The sequence below is a fragment of the Shewanella sp. K8 genome, assembly GCF_028823715.1.
In the GTDB taxonomy this organism is placed as follows: domain Bacteria; phylum Pseudomonadota; class Gammaproteobacteria; order Enterobacterales; family Shewanellaceae; genus Shewanella; species Shewanella algae.
The window spans coordinates 1-14,772 of record NZ_JAPEHY010000012.1 but is presented as its reverse complement, the minus strand read 5'-3'; the positions used below and the strand labels follow the sequence as shown (position 1 = coordinate 14,772).

Sequence of the window (14,772 nt, the reverse complement as noted above, 5' to 3'; positions counted from 1 at the left end):
CTTGGCTTATAGCGACTGGATAGAGCCTTTTGGCAATACCGCCGCGATATAATCTTTTTTGATGGTGATCTGGGTGCTGTCGTTCAGGCTCAGCAGAACATAATCATTCTCGTCGCTGATCTTGGCAATTTTGCCTATGATGCCACCGCTGGTCAGGACTTCGTCGCCCTTACCCAGGGACGCCATCAGATTTTTGTGCTCTTTAACACGCTTGGACTGAGGACGGAAGATCATGAAATAGAAGATCAGACCGAAGATCACCAGCATGAACACCAATTCCATGGTACCGCCAGACTGAGGAGCACCGGCCGCACTAGCGTAAGCATTTGAAATAAACATATTTTTCTCTTCTTATCAGCAAATAAAATCAATCCACCAATTCAGGTACTTCACGGCCTTGACGACCATAGAAGTCCTTCACAAAGGCGTCTAATGTACCTGTCTCAATGGCGCCGCGCAAACCTTCCATTAACCTTTGGTAGTAACGCAGGTTATGTATGGTATTGAGACGGGCCCCGAGAATTTCATTACAGCGGTCCAGATGGTACAGATACGCCCGTGAGTAGTTCTTACAGGTGTAGCAGTCACATTCCGGATCCAGCGGTGATGTGTCGTCACGATGCCGCGCGTTGCGGATCTTGATAACACCTTCTGTGACAAACAGGTGGCCGTTGCGGGCATTACGGGTTGGCATCACACAGTCAAACATGTCGATACCGCGACGTACGCCTTCAACCAGATCCTCCGGTTTGCCTACCCCCATCAAATAACGGGGCTTGTCTGTTGGGATCTGCGGGCAAACATGCTCCAGTACTCTGTGCATGTCCGCCTTGGGTTCCCCTACAGCCAAGCCGCCGACGGCATAGCCGTCAAAACCTATTTCCAACAAGCCTTTGAGGCTTTCATCACGCAGATCTTCATAGACACTGCCCTGAATAATCCCGAACAGTGAGTTGGGGTTTTCCAGGCGGTCGAACTCATCCCGTGAACGTTTTGCCCAGCGCAGTGACATCTGCATCGACTTGCGGGCTTCGTCATGAGTGGCCGGATACGGCGTGCACTCATCGAAAATCATCACCACATCCGAGCCGAGCGAATATTGGATCTGCATCGACTTCTCGGCATCCATGAAAATCTTTTCGCCGTTAATGGGCGAGCGGAAATGCACCCCTTCTTCGGTGATCTTGCGGATATCACCGAGACTGAAAACCTGGAAACCACCCGAGTCAGTAAGAATCGGCCGCTGCCAGTTCATGAAATCGTGCAGGTCACCATGCTTACGCATGATCTCTTCACCTGGGCGCAGCCAGAGGTGGAAAGTGTTTCCCAGTAGAATATCGGCTCCGGTGGCGCGCACTTCTTCCGGAGTCATCCCCTTCACAGTGCCGTAAGTTCCAACCGGCATAAAAGCCGGGGTTTCGACAGTGCCACGGTCAAAAATCAATCGGCCCCGGCGTGCGCGGCCATCAGTTGTATCCAATTCAAATTTCATGACTTACCTCGTCAGAGAAACAGTCTGACCTTAATTACGCGGACTTAGGCCGCAGCGTATAGACAACAGAGGGTCAAAAAGGCAAAAGGTTCACCCTTAAGACAAAATACCCGCTCATTGAGGCGGGTATTTTAAAACAAAAGTCGTAATCAGTGAGCTTTTTTAGTCACAAACATGGCATCACCGTAACTGAAAAAGCGGTATTTTTCGGCAATCGCGTGCCGATAGGCGTTCATCACCTCATCAAAGCCGGCAAAAGCACTGACCAACATGATTAGAGTCGACTCCGGCAGGTGGAAGTTGGTGACCATGGCATCCACTACCTGAAACTCATATCCGGGATAGATGAAAATATCTGTATCCCCTTTGAAGGCCTGCAGTTCGCCTTCACTGGCGCGGGCTGCGCTCTCGAGCGAGCGCACCGAAGTGGTGCCAACCGCGATCACCCGTTTCCCGGCCGCCTTGGTGTTGTGGATTTTTGTCACCACCTCGGCCGGCACTTCGGCCCACTCAGAATGCATCTTGTGTTCCAGTACGTTATCGACCCTCACCGGCTGAAAAGTACCGGCGCCAACATGCAGGGTCACAAAGGCAATATCCACGCCTTTGGCTTTCAGCTCGGCCAACATACTGTCATCAAAGTGCAAACCGGCTGTCGGCGCCGCAACCGCGCCCGGGGTTTGGTTATAAACTGTCTGATAGCGCTCTTTGTCGGCATCTTCATCGGGACGGTCGATATAAGGCGGCAACGGCATATGGCCTACCTGCTCAAGCACTTCGAGCACACTCGGACCGGATACCAGTTCAAGTTCAAACAGCGCATCGTGACGCGCTCTCATCAGCATCTTGAAGCCGCCATCGAGTAAAATTTCACTGCCTTCTTTCGGCGACTTGGAGCTACGCACATGGGCAAGCACCCGCTTGTCATCCAGCATCCGCTCCACCAGGATTTCCAGCTTACCGCCGGTTGCCTTCTGCCCAAATAGGCGCGCCGGAATAACCCGGGTATTGTTGAATACCATGAGATCGCCTGGCTGAACCAGGTTCAACAATTCGGTGAAGCGGCAGTCGCTAAGGGCCCCGCTGTTACCATCCAGAGTCAATAATCTGGACGCACTGCGTTTCTCCATAGGGAACTTGGCAATCAGTTCCTCTGGAAGATCGAAAGAAAAGTCTGCTACACGCATGAATGGGCCTCGGCTTAGCTGGAAACGGCGGCTAGTCTAGGGATTTGAGGCGTTAAGATCAAGGCTCCAGCGGTTCGTTTGCCGTTTCGGCAAGGGGCTTGTTGTCATCGAAGGGCTCGCGCCGATATTCGAGTTGCTCGAACGGAATGTCCACCTCGACCCTGCGTCTCTGGGGCCGGGGCGTTTTGTTGATAAGTTTATTGAACCAGTCCCACATCATCCTTGATCCTCTGCGTCACCGAACGCTAAGCGTAGCATCTTATTTCACTGAGCAAAAAGAGAACATTCATCGAGGCGCCAGAGACTGTTTTCATTTGCCGGCTTGTCATGGTAACTTGAGGGCGAATTCGACACCCAGTAGCCAATATGAACTTCCTTGCACACCTGCATCTGGCCGATATCAGCCAAACCTCTCTCGGCGCCAATCTCGCCGGCGACTTTGCCAAAGGCAATATCCAACAGTTTCCCAAACATTTGCAACAAGGGCTCTGGCTCCACAGACAGATAGACAAGTTGACCGATAGCCACGAGTTAACCCGCGAGTTAGTGCGTACTTTCCCCAAGCCACTTGCCAGAGTGGCGCCTGTACTGATGGATTTGGCCTTTGACCATATGCTGGCCAAATACTGGGAGGAATATCATCATCAACCTTTAGCTGCCTTTTGCAACAAGGCCTACGAGAGCCTAAGGCAAACTCCCTCCCTACCCGAAGGCTTAACCAAACTGGCGCCTGTGATGGAACAGCAGAATTGGCTATTGAGTTATCAAAGCCGCCAGGGACTCAACAGTGCGGTGACAGGTGTGAGTCGTCGCCTTTCAAAACCTGAGCTGTTCAACGGCGCCCAACAGGCGCTGCAAAAACTCGATACCGAAATTGAAATCGCCTTTCGAACCTTTTACCCACAATTGATGGCTTACAGCCGGATATGGGCCAGAAAGACCCCGGCAGAATTTCTCTGATTGAGGCAAAGTGCCAACTGCCACGTTCGGTGAACCCACAAAGCCACTTTTGCCGGGCCTATGGCTTTGTTAGAATTGCGCCTTCACGAAGGAGAGTTCATGCAAGTTTTTGAGTACCGCCCACCGGCCCTGCCCTGGCTCGATATCCGCTATCTGGATCGCGATATTATTATCATCAACAAGCCATCCGGGCTATTGTCCAACCCTGGTCGCGCCGCCGTAACCCATGACTGCGCCCTCACCCGCTTGCAACGCCTGTATCCGGAAACCATATTGGTGCACAGGCTGGACTGCGCCACTTCAGGGATCATGGTTTTCGCCCGCAACAAGGCCGCCGAGTCCAGCCTCAAGACTCAGTTTCAGGAGCGGCAAAGCGATAAGCTATATGTGGCCGAGGTGGCAGGATATCTTGAACAGCCAGCCGGTGTCATTGACTTGCCACTGGCAGCGGACAAGGCCAATCCACCTCTGCAGCAAGTCTCGGAGCAAGGTAAGAGAGCGGTCACTCACTACAAGGTACTTGAGCACCGTGAAGATTCCAGCCTGGTGGCATTGCAACCGGAAACCGGCCGGACTCACCAGCTCAGAGTCCACATGCTCGCATTGGGGCATCCTATTTTAGGGGATGATTTCTATGGTGGGTGTGAGATTGAAAATGCCCGTCCGCGGCTCTGTCTGCATGCTGCCAGCCTGGCATTTTGCCACCCTTACTCGGGCGCAGAGATGCATTTTGTCAGCCTGTCACCTTTCTGACCCTTGCAAGGCTTGGTAAAGAAAGCCTTAGAAAAGCAACTAAAAGAAAACGCCCGCTTAGCGGGCGTTTTCTTTTCAAGACTTAATCAGACCGCTATCAGGCACTCATCACAGATTTGGGTTCCAGACTGAAGCTATCGCCTCCTTCGGTGCAAAACTGCAGCTTGCCCTCTGCGGTTAAAATAAAGTACTCACCAAACAGGTTACCACCCATATCTTCCAGACATAAACCGGCATTGATCTGTTTGGACCTCATCTCATCCACGCTGTGGCAACCATCGCTGAACCAGGTTTCCAAAAACAGCTTGCCACCTTCACGATACAGGGTCAGTTCTTCACCACTGCCGGGGCGACTATCCTGCCAACAACCAAGAAATTCTCGCTGTTGTTCGTTCTGTCGGTGCAGACGCTTGCGCTTTTCTACTCCAGACATATCCATACCCTTAAACCATGTCAGCCCAGCCTCTTTGGCTGACCCCAAATGCATGACATTAAGCATAGAACTCATAGTGCCCCTTTACCCGGCCAAAAGTAACAGAAAAGTGAAAAATTTGATTCCAAATCATTAAAAACCAATAAGTTAGAATGAAATCTCTCTAATGTACGCAGTGTAGCCCAGTGAAAAAATAAAAGTGTGATCAAGATCACTTATTGCGGCTAATTTAAGCAATTTATGAAATGACTCACACAATGCCCTTCCCGTCGGCCGTTTAAACGGTCACACCATGGCAAATGGGGCCAAAAACAAAGGGCGGCCCCGAGGCCGCCCTTTATCTTCAACAATATTTCTTAGGGAAGGTGCGAATAAGTCCTCGTGGCACTCTGGCTTACACAGCAATTGGCGTTCAAGGCATCTGACTGAAGGCATGCCGGGGCCTGTCGAAGTCAGATAACGCAGAGAGCCGTTTGCTGTGAAAGCCCCGAAGGGCGTGGCTTACAGGCCTGCCTGCTGTGTTGTGCTTCTTGCAAAGGACTAGGGCCATTTGCTGCGAACCACGCCTTGCATCCAGGCCTGTAAGTCGACGCAGAGCACACATGGGGCTTGTTCGCACCTTCCTTAGCTTAGCTTGCGCTCTTCGGCCTGGCAGACTGCCGCGGTAAACAACACATCAGTGGAAGAGTTCAGTGCAGTTTCGGCCGCATCCTGAATGACCCCAATAACAAAGCCAACAGCCACCACCTGAATGGCGATGCTGTCGCTGATGCCAAACAAGCTACAAGCCAGAGGGATCAGCAGCAGTGAACCACCTGCCACCCCGGAGGCACCACAAGCCGACACAGCGGCCACCAGGCTCAACAGCAAAGCGGTAGGCAAGTCGACACTGGTGCCTGTGGTATGCACAGCTGCCAGGGTCAGTACGGTAATGGTAATTGCCGCCCCGCCCATGTTGATAGTGGCCCCCAGAGGAATAGAAACCGAGTAGGTGTCTTTATGCAGTTTGAGGCGCTCGCACAAGGCCATGTTCACCGGAATATTGGCGGCGCTCGAACGGGTAAAGAAGGCGGTTACGCCACTCTCTCTCAGACAAGCGAACACCAGCGGGTAAGGATTGCGTCTTGTCTTGTAGAACACCAAGAGCGGATTCACGACCAGAGCTATGATAGCCATGCTTCCCAGCAAGACACCGAGCAGACGGCCATAATTGTACACTTCCTCAAAACCGCTCTCGGCAAAGGTCACGGCCACCAGACCGAAGATGCCTATCGGCGCCAAGCGGATAATAAAGCGCACCATCTGTGAGATCCCATGACTGACATCGGCAAATACCTGTTTGGTCGAATCACTGGAATGATGCAGTGCCAATCCAAGACCAATACCCCAAGCCAGAATACCGATATAGTTGGCATTCATCAGAGCATTGACTGGGTTGTCGACCAATTTGAACAACAGAGTATTGAGAACTTCCAGAATACCTTGCGGCGGCGACAATAACTGTTCAGGCGCCCTGAGCTTGAGTGTGGTGGGAAACATAAAGCTCATTACCACAGCTGTAAGTGCCGAGGCAAAAGTACCGAACAGGTACAAGGCGATAATTGGCCGCATATTGCTCTTGGTATTTTTCTTCTGATTGGCAATCGATGCCGCCACCAGCAGAAATACCAGGATCGGCGCTATCGCCTTAAGCGCGCCGACAAAAAGATCTCCAAGGAAAGAAACGCTCTTTGCCCATTCCGGAGCAAAGTGTGCGAGCCCCATGCCCGCGATGATCCCCAAAAGGATTTGCAGTACAAGACTGCTCTTGGCCAATCGGGCCAAAAGTAAAGAAGATTGGTTCATTGCCTGACCTGTCGTTATTATCTTTCTGGCACCAGTGCCACAGGAGTTACGTTTTTAGCGGATGAAACCGCTAATGTCTAGCTTTGAAGCCTATTTGTGTCGTCTGGATAACCCTGAGCACGCATTTTGGCAACAGTGATGTCATTTTTGACTATCTTGCGCAATTTGGGCGCCTCTGAGCATGGCATCAATAAGTTCATGGGCATCGAACTTGGTGAGGGCTTCGTTGGCACCTACCTGGTGCGCCTGACTGACACTGATCTCACTGGAAAGCGAGGTATGCAGAATAATATAAGCTCCGGCGAGTGCCGGTTTGTCTCTCACCTCAAAGGCGAGTTCATAACCATCCAGACCCGGCATTTCGATGTCGCTCACCAGGAGATCTACAGGGCGCTTTTCGGCCGCGGCCTTTTCCATGATGGCCAAAGCCTGAGCACCGTTTGAGGTGACTTCATAGGGGATATTTATGGAGTCCAGTGCATCGGACAGTTGCTTTCTGGCCACCTTGGAGTCGTCCACCAGCAAGATCCGCAGCGGTTTCAACCTTTCCCTTTGCACATCGGTCAGCATGGCCACACTCTGGGCCGCAATCGGGAAAATCTTCGACAGCAGCAACTCAACATCCAGCAGTTGTACCAGCTTATTGTCGTAGCGGGTCACCCCGGTCAGATAGGCATTGCGTCCCAGGTTATCCGGCGGTGATTCAATATCTCGCCAGTTACATTCGAGGATCTTGTCTATGCCGCGAACCAGAAAGCCTATCTCCATCCGCTGACAATCTGTGATGATGATAAAACAGCTCTTGCGCTCCTCTGCGGTGACCGGGCGATAACCAACGGCCGCCGCCATATCCACTACGGGAATAGTGTGTCCTCTGAAGTTTACCGCACCCATCACAGCTGAATGAGATTGGGGGATCTGGTTTAGTGGCATATAAGGTACCAACTCACGGATCTTCAAGGTGCCGATGGCAAACAGCTGGCTTGCCGACAGATGAAACAGCAGCAGTCCCTGAGATTGATTGGCCTTACTCTTCATAACAACACCATAACAGACAATAAGTTAAACGCTTCAGGATAACACAGGCTTGAACCTATGGTGGCCTACTGCAGTTCACAATTGCGACTCAATAGGCAAAAGGCTGAGGATATCGGCACTGAGACGGCGCCAGAAACCGGCGGCAGGCTCATTATAGAACACCTCTTGTTTGGCATCGTCGTGCCACACAAGCTCATCCTCCTCCAGCGCCAATCGGTAAGCATTGCGCAGTAAGGCGCCGCCCAGTTGCCGCTGCATGTGTTCGGCAAGCTTGGGCTGATGTAGCAGAATTCCCATTTCAGTATTGATCCAGGCAGAGCGGGGATCAAAATTGAACGAGCCGACGAACACATCTTTATCGTCCAGCACAAAAGTTTTGGCATGTAAGCTGGTGCGTGAGCTGCCGCGCCATGAAGAAGGCTTATGGTCAGGGTCGGCCTTGACTTCATAGAGGCTGACACCGGCTTCCAGCAGTTGCCGACGATACTTCTTGTAGCCGGCATGCACGGCCACTACATCTGTGGCTGCCAGGCTATTGGTCACCACAGTAACCTCAATGCCATTGGCTACCGCCTGTGCCAGGGCATCGGCCCCTTTGGCGGTGGGCACAAAATAGGGCGAGATGATCAGTATGTTGTTTTCAACCTGGGACAGAAAACGACCGATATCGGCCAGCATCCAACTCTCGGGCTCGGCGCTGCGCAGCTTATCGGGCGGGTCAAACAACACCTTGGCTTCGCCCCAATACCAGTCGAGTTGCTGCTGCTCCATGTTGGTTATCAACTGGCTCTGCAACAGGCGCTGATAATAGGGGTGATCCTGCATCGCCTGCTGCTCCTGCCGCATCTTGGCATCGGCCTGCAGCAGTTTTTCCCGGGTCAGACGCTTGGGCAGCAGCTGCTCAAGTGGAATGGTCAGCGGCGCATTCCAGTAAAGATCAAACTGATCAGAGATAGCCGGGACGGCTTTTCCTATGGCGAGCAAGTCAAAGTCACCGAACTCAAGTTCATCGTTGGCAGAAAAGTACTCATTGCCTATGTTGCGCCCTCCCACCACAGAAACCATGTTGTCCACCGTCAGCGACTTATTGTGCATTCTGTGGTTCAAGCGGGCGAAACTGAACAGCCAAGACAAGCCTCTGAAGGTGCGGGAATATACCGGGTTATAGAGGCGAACCTGAATATTGGGATGATGATTCAAGGCCGCCAGTCCGGATTCGAGCGGCGCACTCGTGGTGTCATCCAGCAGCAGCCTTACCCGCACACCGCGCTCAGCGGCTTCCAACAGTTGCCACACCAGGGTTTTGCCGGTTTCATCGGCCCGATAAATGTAGTACTGCAGATCGATACTGCTCTGGGCACTGCGGATAAGCGCCAACCTGGCAATAAAGGCATCGACACCTTCGGCCAACGGCAGCACGCCCGTCTGCGATGGGTGGATGGACAATTGAGGTTCCAGATAATCCAGCAAGACAGAACTCTCCGGCGTTGCCAGATAGCTGGAGTCGCTGTAAGCGGGATCTCGTGTCGGTGCCGAGCTACAGGCACTCAGCAAGGACAAGAGGATCAACAGTATTCCAAACTGTGGCAACATTTTGAATATTCTTCGAAATAGTGAAGAGTATTCAAGCATTAATTCGTTCCGGGATCCAGCATTCCCGCCTCCAGCTCTGGCTTGCTATTCCTGTAAAGCATAGAGCACATCGAACACAAACTGATCCCAGCCATGGGATTCAAAGGCAGCATCGGCCACCGCTCGAATACGGGCAACCGCATGCAGCGGTGCCACACCATGTGCCATCAGATAGTAGGCCAGCAACAGACAGGTACGGTTTTGCCCAGACTCGCAATGAACCAGTACCCCTAGCCCGGCTGCACGCTGGCGCTTGATAAAGTCGAGCGCCTTGGGCAACTGCTCGACACAGAGCCGTAAATCGGCATCCAGCGGGGTTTCTCCACTCGGCAAAGGGATACAGGCAAACTCAAATGGCGACTGAGGCCAATCGGCCGCCACATTTTCAGCCAGGGAAAGAATCGCGCCTATCCCGGAGCGCTGCAGCTCATCGAGATCCCAGTTCTGGCCTGCTGGGCCCCGGCTTCCTGCCAACTCTCCCTCTTCCAGCCAAAAGAGTGGTTGCATCTGTGTTTTCCTCAGTAATACGCGACTTCAATCAGGCTTCAGAATACCTCAAATCGCCGGAGGATTTCGTTGATTTATGCCAAAAGATTAACTTGGACGACCGGCTTCCAAGTCAAGCAGTTGTTGCTTCATGGCCAGGCCCCAGGCATAACCGGTCAACTTGCCATCCTTACCTATGACTCTGTGACAAGGCACGATGATCGCTATCGGGTTGGCGCCATTGGCAGTGCCGACAGCGCGGACCGCTTTCGGGTTATCAATCTTTATGGCCAGCTCGCCGTAACTGGTGAAGCTGCCGTAGGGCAACCCCACCAACGCCTGCCAAACGGTGCGTTGAAAGCGTGTCCCCTTGGGAGCCAAAGACAACTCGAAGACCTGTCTGGCGCCAGCAAAATACTCCAATAGCTGGCTCTTGGTCTGCGCCAATATCGCCTCAGCCCGCGCCTTTTGCGCCACATTCGCGCTCGCCAGCGGGATCCGGCGCTCTCTGTCATCCCCCGTCAAAACCGACAGATGTGACAACCCATGGGGCCCCGCAGCAAGCCACAGCCTGCCCACAGCCGAATCCATGATAAGCTCCGCCACCGGCACCAATTCTGCTGCCGGCCACTCTTTACTCAGCGATACGGCCAAGCTCGGTTTATCTTGTGTATTCATAGGATTAATCCCTTGATTTTATGGCTTTTGAATAGGAGTTTGACCCTGATGCCTGTCACCTCTGCAACCCATCTCAGAGCTCTTCATTCATTGCTATTAATGGGTTCTATGCCGACTGCCAAAGTTGTAGAGTAAGATAACTGCCCCAGGGCGACGCCGCTTCAGTGACACTTTGCAGTAACGCTTGGTAATGGGCCGCACTTTTCTTGGCGTCACTCTTGTTGTCCATACTTTTCTTGTCAGCACTTTTATTGCCTTTATGCTGACCAACTGCACCTTGTTTAGCCGAATCCGGGTTGAGTTGAGCCAAGTTCCCGTTAACCTCGGTCGAGATTGCCGTTTTACCAAGCAACGTGAGCAGACGTTTACGGATTATCAAGTCGCCGCCGAGCAACACATCAGGATCCGACAACCCGCGCATTCTGGCGTAGGCTATGGTCCAGGGGCCAATCCCTTTCAAACTGAGCCAAGCCTCGGGCTCGGTATCACCATGCTCAAGCTGAAAACGCGCCAACTCAGCCAATGCCGTCTTTCTGCTTGCGGGCATTTTCAACTCGTCAAAGTCCGCCGCCAACATGCTTTCGGGCTCGGGAAAGAAGCTGATTTCGCGCCCGGCGATAACTCGCCTCTCACCTCTGGCTGCCACCAACTGCCCCAACAGTTTTGTGGCTTGGGTAACGCTGACCTGCTGGCCCAGAACAGCCCGCACCCCGGCTTCAAACAGAGAGCCTACTGCCGGCAGCCTCAGCCCCGGCTCCCAACCAAAGGTGGAGTCTGCCAGTGTGATAGGTTGCAACACTTGCTCAACCTGCTGCATATCAGCGTCGAGATCCAATATCCTTCTTATCCGATTGACCAATACCGGCAACAAGCTAAGCTCGGCGCCCTCTTCCAATGCCAGGGTAACTGCGACTCTATTTTGCGAGGCCTGCAACTCGGCAAAAAACCAAGCTTTGAACCCGCCTTTGTCGCTGTTGAGTAACAGGCTGCGACCATAGCCCTGGCGGCCATCAAGTTCAAACCACTCCATGCCTGTTACCGCCCGCAGGCGATAGAAATCAAGCAACGCTTGCCAGGCATATGGCGGCCGGTAACTCAAAAAAAGTTGCAGCCTGTTACTGTCGTCCATTTGCGTATCAGCGCTGCGTCTGAGCGCCGACGGGGTAAGCTGCAGCTGACTCTGAAACACTTCGTTGAAGCGGCGAATGCTCGTGTATCCCGCAGCCAAGGCCACTTGCGTGATAGGGAGCCGGGTTTGGTGCAGCAACTGCTTGGCAAACATCAATTGCTGAAACGCAGCGTATTGCTTGGGAGACAGGCCCAGCGCTTCGACAAACAGCTTGCGCAGATAACGACTGCTGATCCCGAGGCGCTGTGCCAAGTGCTCGACACCTTTCGCCGACTCGCCGCTCAAGGCGCCCTGCTCTATCAGGGTTACCGCCCGCTCCAGCGTGGTTCTCGTGCCTTTCCAGGCACAGGAGCCGGGCGCGCTTTCCGGCCGGCAACGCAAACAGGGGCGCAAACCTTGATTTGCCGCGGCGGCGGCCGAGAAAAAGTAATCGACATTTTCCTCTTTCGGCGCCACCGCCGGGCAGATAGGCCGGCAATAGATCCCCGTCGTCTTCACCCCGATAAAGAAGCGGCCATCAAACCTGGGATCGCGACTAAGTCTCGCCCGGCGACAGGTGTCGGTGCTGAGCTCGGTAAAAATCGTCATCATCTGTTTCGCTATCGTCTATAACCTGGATGCAGATTACCCCGCGAACACGGGGGAAACCAGCGGAAAACGGAACTGAACCCCGAGACCAAACCCAAACTATTGATCCGGAATAATAGCTGCCCTACAGATAAAAATTGGGTATGCTGGAACGGCTTGAATAAAAATCACTCCAGATCCGCAAGGCCCGATGTCTGCCCGCATAACCGGGCAAGAATCATTCTTTGCCAAGAGATAAATCGCCCATAACAGTTTGCCAAGAGAAGGCCATGATAAAGACGTTGTTTTCCCGCTTTGAACACTGGACGGATCCACTGCCGGATATAGAACCATCTCCGCCGCCCAAAGGGCTCTATGCTTTTTGCCGCCACTACACCAAAGGTTTCGAGCGACCGCTGATATTGATGTCAATATTGACCGCAATTCTGGCCATGCTGGAAGTGTCGCTGTTTGGCTTTATGGGGCAGTTGGTTGATTGGCTGGTAGACAAGGATCCACAAACCCTGCTGCAGGATGAAGGACTCAAGTTACTCGGCATGACCTTGCTGGTACTCGTGCTCTTGCCTGTACTCATCTTGCTGCACGCCTTGATTGTCTACCAAAGTCTGCTGGGCAACTATCCGATGGCTATCCGCTGGCTGGCGCACAAATACCTGTTGAAACAGAGTGTTTCCTTCTATCAGGACGACTTTGCCGGCCGCATTGCCACCAAGGTGATGCAAACCTCTCTGGCGGTGCGGGAAACCGTGATGAAACTCTTGGACGTGCTGGTCTACATAATGGTGTATTTCACCTCCATGTTGGTGATGATAGCCAGTGCCGATATGCGCTTGATGCTGCCCATGTTGGCATGGCTTGCCATCTATATCGGCCTGCAGTGGTATTTCGTGCCCAAGCTGAAAGCCGTGTCTACCGAGCAGGCCGATGCCCGCTCAACCATGACGGGTCGAATCGTCGACAGCTACACCAATATTGCCACGGTCAAACTCTTCTCCCACACCCAACAGGAAGCCGAATACGCTCAGTCGAGCATGAAAACCTTCCTGGATACCGTGCACCGGCAGATGCGTCTGGTCACCGGAATTAACGTCAGTGTGCAGCTGCTGAACTATTTCCTGGCCTTTAGCGTGGCAGCCGTATCCATCTGGCTCTGGAGCGACAGTGCCATCAGTGTCGGCGCCATAGCGATTGCCGTCAGCCTGGCTCTGCGCCTCAACGGCATGTCGCAATGGATAATGTGGGAAATCAGCTCACTGTTTGAAAATATAGGGACAGTGGCCGATGGTATGAGCACCCTGTCCAAACCCACCCGCATTCTGGATGCTGAAGACGCCAAAGCCATTTTGGTTGAGCAAGGGCAAATCGATTTCGATAAGGTCAGCTTTCACTATGGAGAACAGAGCGGCGTGCTGGAAGGCTTGGATTTACAGATCAAGCCAGGTGAAAAAGTCGGACTGGTGGGTCGCTCGGGTGCCGGTAAGTCCACCTTGGTCAATCTGCTGATGCGTTTTCATGATGTGGAAAAGGGAAAAATTCTGATAGATGGTCAGGATATACGTAAAGTCACTCAGGATTCGCTGCGCTCACAGATAGGCATGGTGACTCAGGATACCTCCTTGCTGCACAGATCCATCAGAGAAAATATTCTTTATGGTCGTCCCGATGCCACGGAAGAGGAACTGGAGCAGGCTATCATTAAGGCCCAGGCCAGTGAGTTTATCGCCTCTTTGACAGATCCGTCGGGAAATACCGGGCTGGATGCCCAGGTGGGTGAACGGGGTGTCAAATTATCCGGCGGTCAAAGGCAGCGTATTGCCATCGCCAGAGTGCTATTGAAAGATGCGCCAATCCTGATCCTGGATGAAGCCACCTCGGCACTCGACTCGGAAGTGGAAGCGGCAATTCAGGAAAGCCTCTATCAACTGATGGAAGGAAAAACCGTTATCGCTATCGCTCACAGGCTATCAACCATAGCCGCTATGGATAGATTGATAGTGCTGGATCAGGGCAAAGTCGTCGAACAAGGCAGCCATCAGGAACTGATCCGCAGCAAAGGGATTTACGCCCAGCTGTGGGCCCACCAAACAGGCGGTTTTATTGGTGTAGACTAAAATATCTATATACCGCCCTGCTTTTCAGCATAGAACAACATTCCAGGAAGCCATCGCGGCTTCCTGTTTTTTAAGCCTTCCATGTAAAGAGACACTTACCTTGACTAACTGCGACTTGCTTACTCGAGTAGCGACTTTTTACTCAAGTAGTAACTCGGCGGGTATCCGGGCAAAACAATCTGGCGTATCGGTAGTGAAGCCTGAGCCTGATAAGAGCAGTTAATAAGATCTGCATTTTGGGGCCATGTCTCGATACATGGTTGGATAAATACTCTAACAATCCATTCGGGGTTAGAGCGTGCTGTTTTGATAGGAAGCAAACGTTGAAGGACAGATAACAAAAAACCACCCTGAGGTGGTTAGTGTTTCTCTTGAAGGAGAATCTTTGGTGGAGCTAGACGGGATCGAACCGTCGACCTCTTGCATGCCATGCAAGCGCT

Annotated in this window: 14 protein-coding genes; 3 read left to right on the top strand and 11 right to left on the bottom strand. The window is 52.7% G+C overall.

Going from position 1 to position 14,772, the window contains the following annotated elements; all coding sequences use genetic code 11:
- Positions 1-6: 6 nt before the first annotated feature.
- The 4 genes from yajC to ON072_RS08290 all read right to left on the bottom strand — a co-directional run bounded on the left by yajC (position 7) and on the right by ON072_RS08290 (position 2,899).
- Positions 7-339: a preprotein translocase subunit YajC gene (gene yajC, locus ON072_RS08305; RefSeq protein ID WP_025011473.1), complete on the bottom strand. Its 333-nt coding sequence runs from the start codon at positions 337-339 to the stop codon at positions 7-9.
- Between the two features lie 28 nt (positions 340-367).
- Positions 368-1,492 (bottom strand): tRNA guanosine(34) transglycosylase Tgt, encoded by a 1,125-nt coding sequence (gene tgt / locus ON072_RS08300; RefSeq protein ID WP_028781041.1) that lies wholly within the window; start codon positions 1,490-1,492, stop codon positions 368-370.
- 149 nt (positions 1,493-1,641) lie between these two features.
- Positions 1,642-2,679, bottom strand: coding sequence for a tRNA preQ1(34) S-adenosylmethionine ribosyltransferase-isomerase QueA (gene queA, locus ON072_RS08295; RefSeq protein ID WP_025889444.1), 1,038 nt, complete (start codon positions 2,677-2,679; stop codon positions 1,642-1,644).
- A gap of 58 nt (positions 2,680-2,737) precedes the next feature.
- On the bottom strand, positions 2,738-2,899 hold the full coding sequence (locus ON072_RS08290) for a hypothetical protein (RefSeq protein ID WP_156029248.1): 162 nt from the start codon (positions 2,897-2,899) through the stop codon (positions 2,738-2,740).
- Between the two features lie 146 nt (positions 2,900-3,045).
- Here ON072_RS08290 and ON072_RS08285 point away from each other — a divergent pair, with 146 nt between their 5' ends.
- Both ON072_RS08285 and ON072_RS08280 read left to right on the top strand, forming a co-directional pair.
- On the top strand, positions 3,046-3,639 hold the full coding sequence (locus ON072_RS08285; protein ID WP_028781043.1) for an acyl carrier protein phosphodiesterase: 594 nt from the start codon (positions 3,046-3,048) through the stop codon (positions 3,637-3,639).
- A gap of 99 nt (positions 3,640-3,738) precedes the next feature.
- Positions 3,739-4,392, top strand: a complete 654-nt coding sequence (locus ON072_RS08280) for an RluA family pseudouridine synthase (protein WP_044734802.1) — start codon at positions 3,739-3,741, stop codon at positions 4,390-4,392.
- A gap of 97 nt (positions 4,393-4,489) precedes the next feature.
- On the opposite strand, the gene ON072_RS08275 is transcribed toward ON072_RS08280, so the two are convergent.
- The 7 genes from ON072_RS08275 to ON072_RS08245 all read right to left on the bottom strand — a co-directional run bounded on the left by ON072_RS08275 (position 4,490) and on the right by ON072_RS08245 (position 12,224).
- Positions 4,490-4,825, bottom strand: coding sequence for a hypothetical protein (locus tag ON072_RS08275; RefSeq protein ID WP_232786082.1), 336 nt, complete (start codon positions 4,823-4,825; stop codon positions 4,490-4,492).
- A gap of 624 nt (positions 4,826-5,449) precedes the next feature.
- Complete coding sequence (gene sstT, locus ON072_RS08270; RefSeq protein WP_025012087.1) at positions 5,450-6,670, bottom strand: serine/threonine transporter SstT; 1,221 nt, start codon at positions 6,668-6,670, stop codon at positions 5,450-5,452.
- Positions 6,671-6,811: 141 nt separating this feature from the next.
- Complete coding sequence (locus ON072_RS08265; protein WP_025012086.1) at positions 6,812-7,708, bottom strand: chemotaxis protein; 897 nt, start codon at positions 7,706-7,708, stop codon at positions 6,812-6,814.
- Between the two features lie 75 nt (positions 7,709-7,783).
- Positions 7,784-9,301, bottom strand: a complete 1,518-nt coding sequence (locus tag ON072_RS08260) for a phospholipase D family protein (RefSeq protein ID WP_071239193.1) — start codon at positions 9,299-9,301, stop codon at positions 7,784-7,786.
- Between the two features lie 84 nt (positions 9,302-9,385).
- Positions 9,386-9,847, bottom strand: coding sequence for a phosphatase domain-containing protein (locus tag ON072_RS08255; RefSeq protein WP_096142297.1), 462 nt, complete (start codon positions 9,845-9,847; stop codon positions 9,386-9,388).
- 87 nt (positions 9,848-9,934) lie between these two features.
- Positions 9,935-10,504, bottom strand: a complete 570-nt coding sequence (locus ON072_RS08250; protein WP_274626023.1) for a methylated-DNA--[protein]-cysteine S-methyltransferase — start codon at positions 10,502-10,504, stop codon at positions 9,935-9,937.
- 106 nt (positions 10,505-10,610) lie between these two features.
- The gene (locus ON072_RS08245) at positions 10,611-12,224 is read right to left on the bottom strand and encodes a DNA-3-methyladenine glycosylase 2 family protein (RefSeq protein ID WP_096142298.1); all 1,614 of its coding nucleotides are present in this window, start codon (positions 12,222-12,224) and stop codon (positions 10,611-10,613) included.
- Positions 12,225-12,502: 278 nt separating this feature from the next.
- Between ON072_RS08245 and ON072_RS08240 the strand changes: the two genes are divergently transcribed.
- On the top strand, positions 12,503-14,332 hold the full coding sequence (locus ON072_RS08240) for an ABC transporter ATP-binding protein (RefSeq protein WP_039033819.1): 1,830 nt from the start codon (positions 12,503-12,505) through the stop codon (positions 14,330-14,332).
- The last annotated feature ends 440 nt before the right edge of the window (positions 14,333-14,772 follow it).

Coding starts and splice junctions, on each gene's coding strand:
- yajC (WP_025011473.1), bottom strand. CDS start 339: ATGTTTATTTCAAATGCTTACGCTAGTGCGGCCGGTGCTCCTCAGTCT.
- tgt (WP_028781041.1), bottom strand. CDS start 1,492: ATGAAATTTGAATTGGATACAACTGATGGCCGCGCACGCCGGGGCCGA.
- queA (WP_025889444.1), bottom strand. CDS start 2,679: ATGCGTGTAGCAGACTTTTCTTTCGATCTTCCAGAGGAACTGATTGCC.
- ON072_RS08290 (WP_156029248.1), bottom strand. CDS start 2,899: ATGATGTGGGACTGGTTCAATAAACTTATCAACAAAACGCCCCGGCCC.
- ON072_RS08285 (WP_028781043.1), top strand. CDS start 3,046: ATGAACTTCCTTGCACACCTGCATCTGGCCGATATCAGCCAAACCTCT.
- ON072_RS08280 (WP_044734802.1), top strand. CDS start 3,739: ATGCAAGTTTTTGAGTACCGCCCACCGGCCCTGCCCTGGCTCGATATC.
- ON072_RS08275 (WP_232786082.1), bottom strand. CDS start 4,825: ATGTCTGGAGTAGAAAAGCGCAAGCGTCTGCACCGACAGAACGAACAA.
- sstT (WP_025012087.1), bottom strand. CDS start 6,670: ATGAACCAATCTTCTTTACTTTTGGCCCGATTGGCCAAGAGCAGTCTT.
- ON072_RS08265 (WP_025012086.1), bottom strand. CDS start 7,708: ATGAAGAGTAAGGCCAATCAATCTCAGGGACTGCTGCTGTTTCATCTG.
- ON072_RS08260 (WP_071239193.1), bottom strand. CDS start 9,301: ATGTTGCCACAGTTTGGAATACTGTTGATCCTCTTGTCCTTGCTGAGT.
- ON072_RS08255 (WP_096142297.1), bottom strand. CDS start 9,847: ATGCAACCACTCTTTTGGCTGGAAGAGGGAGAGTTGGCAGGAAGCCGG.
- ON072_RS08250 (WP_274626023.1), bottom strand. CDS start 10,504: ATGAATACACAAGATAAACCGAGCTTGGCCGTATCGCTGAGTAAAGAG.
- ON072_RS08245 (WP_096142298.1), bottom strand. CDS start 12,224: ATGATGACGATTTTTACCGAGCTCAGCACCGACACCTGTCGCCGGGCG.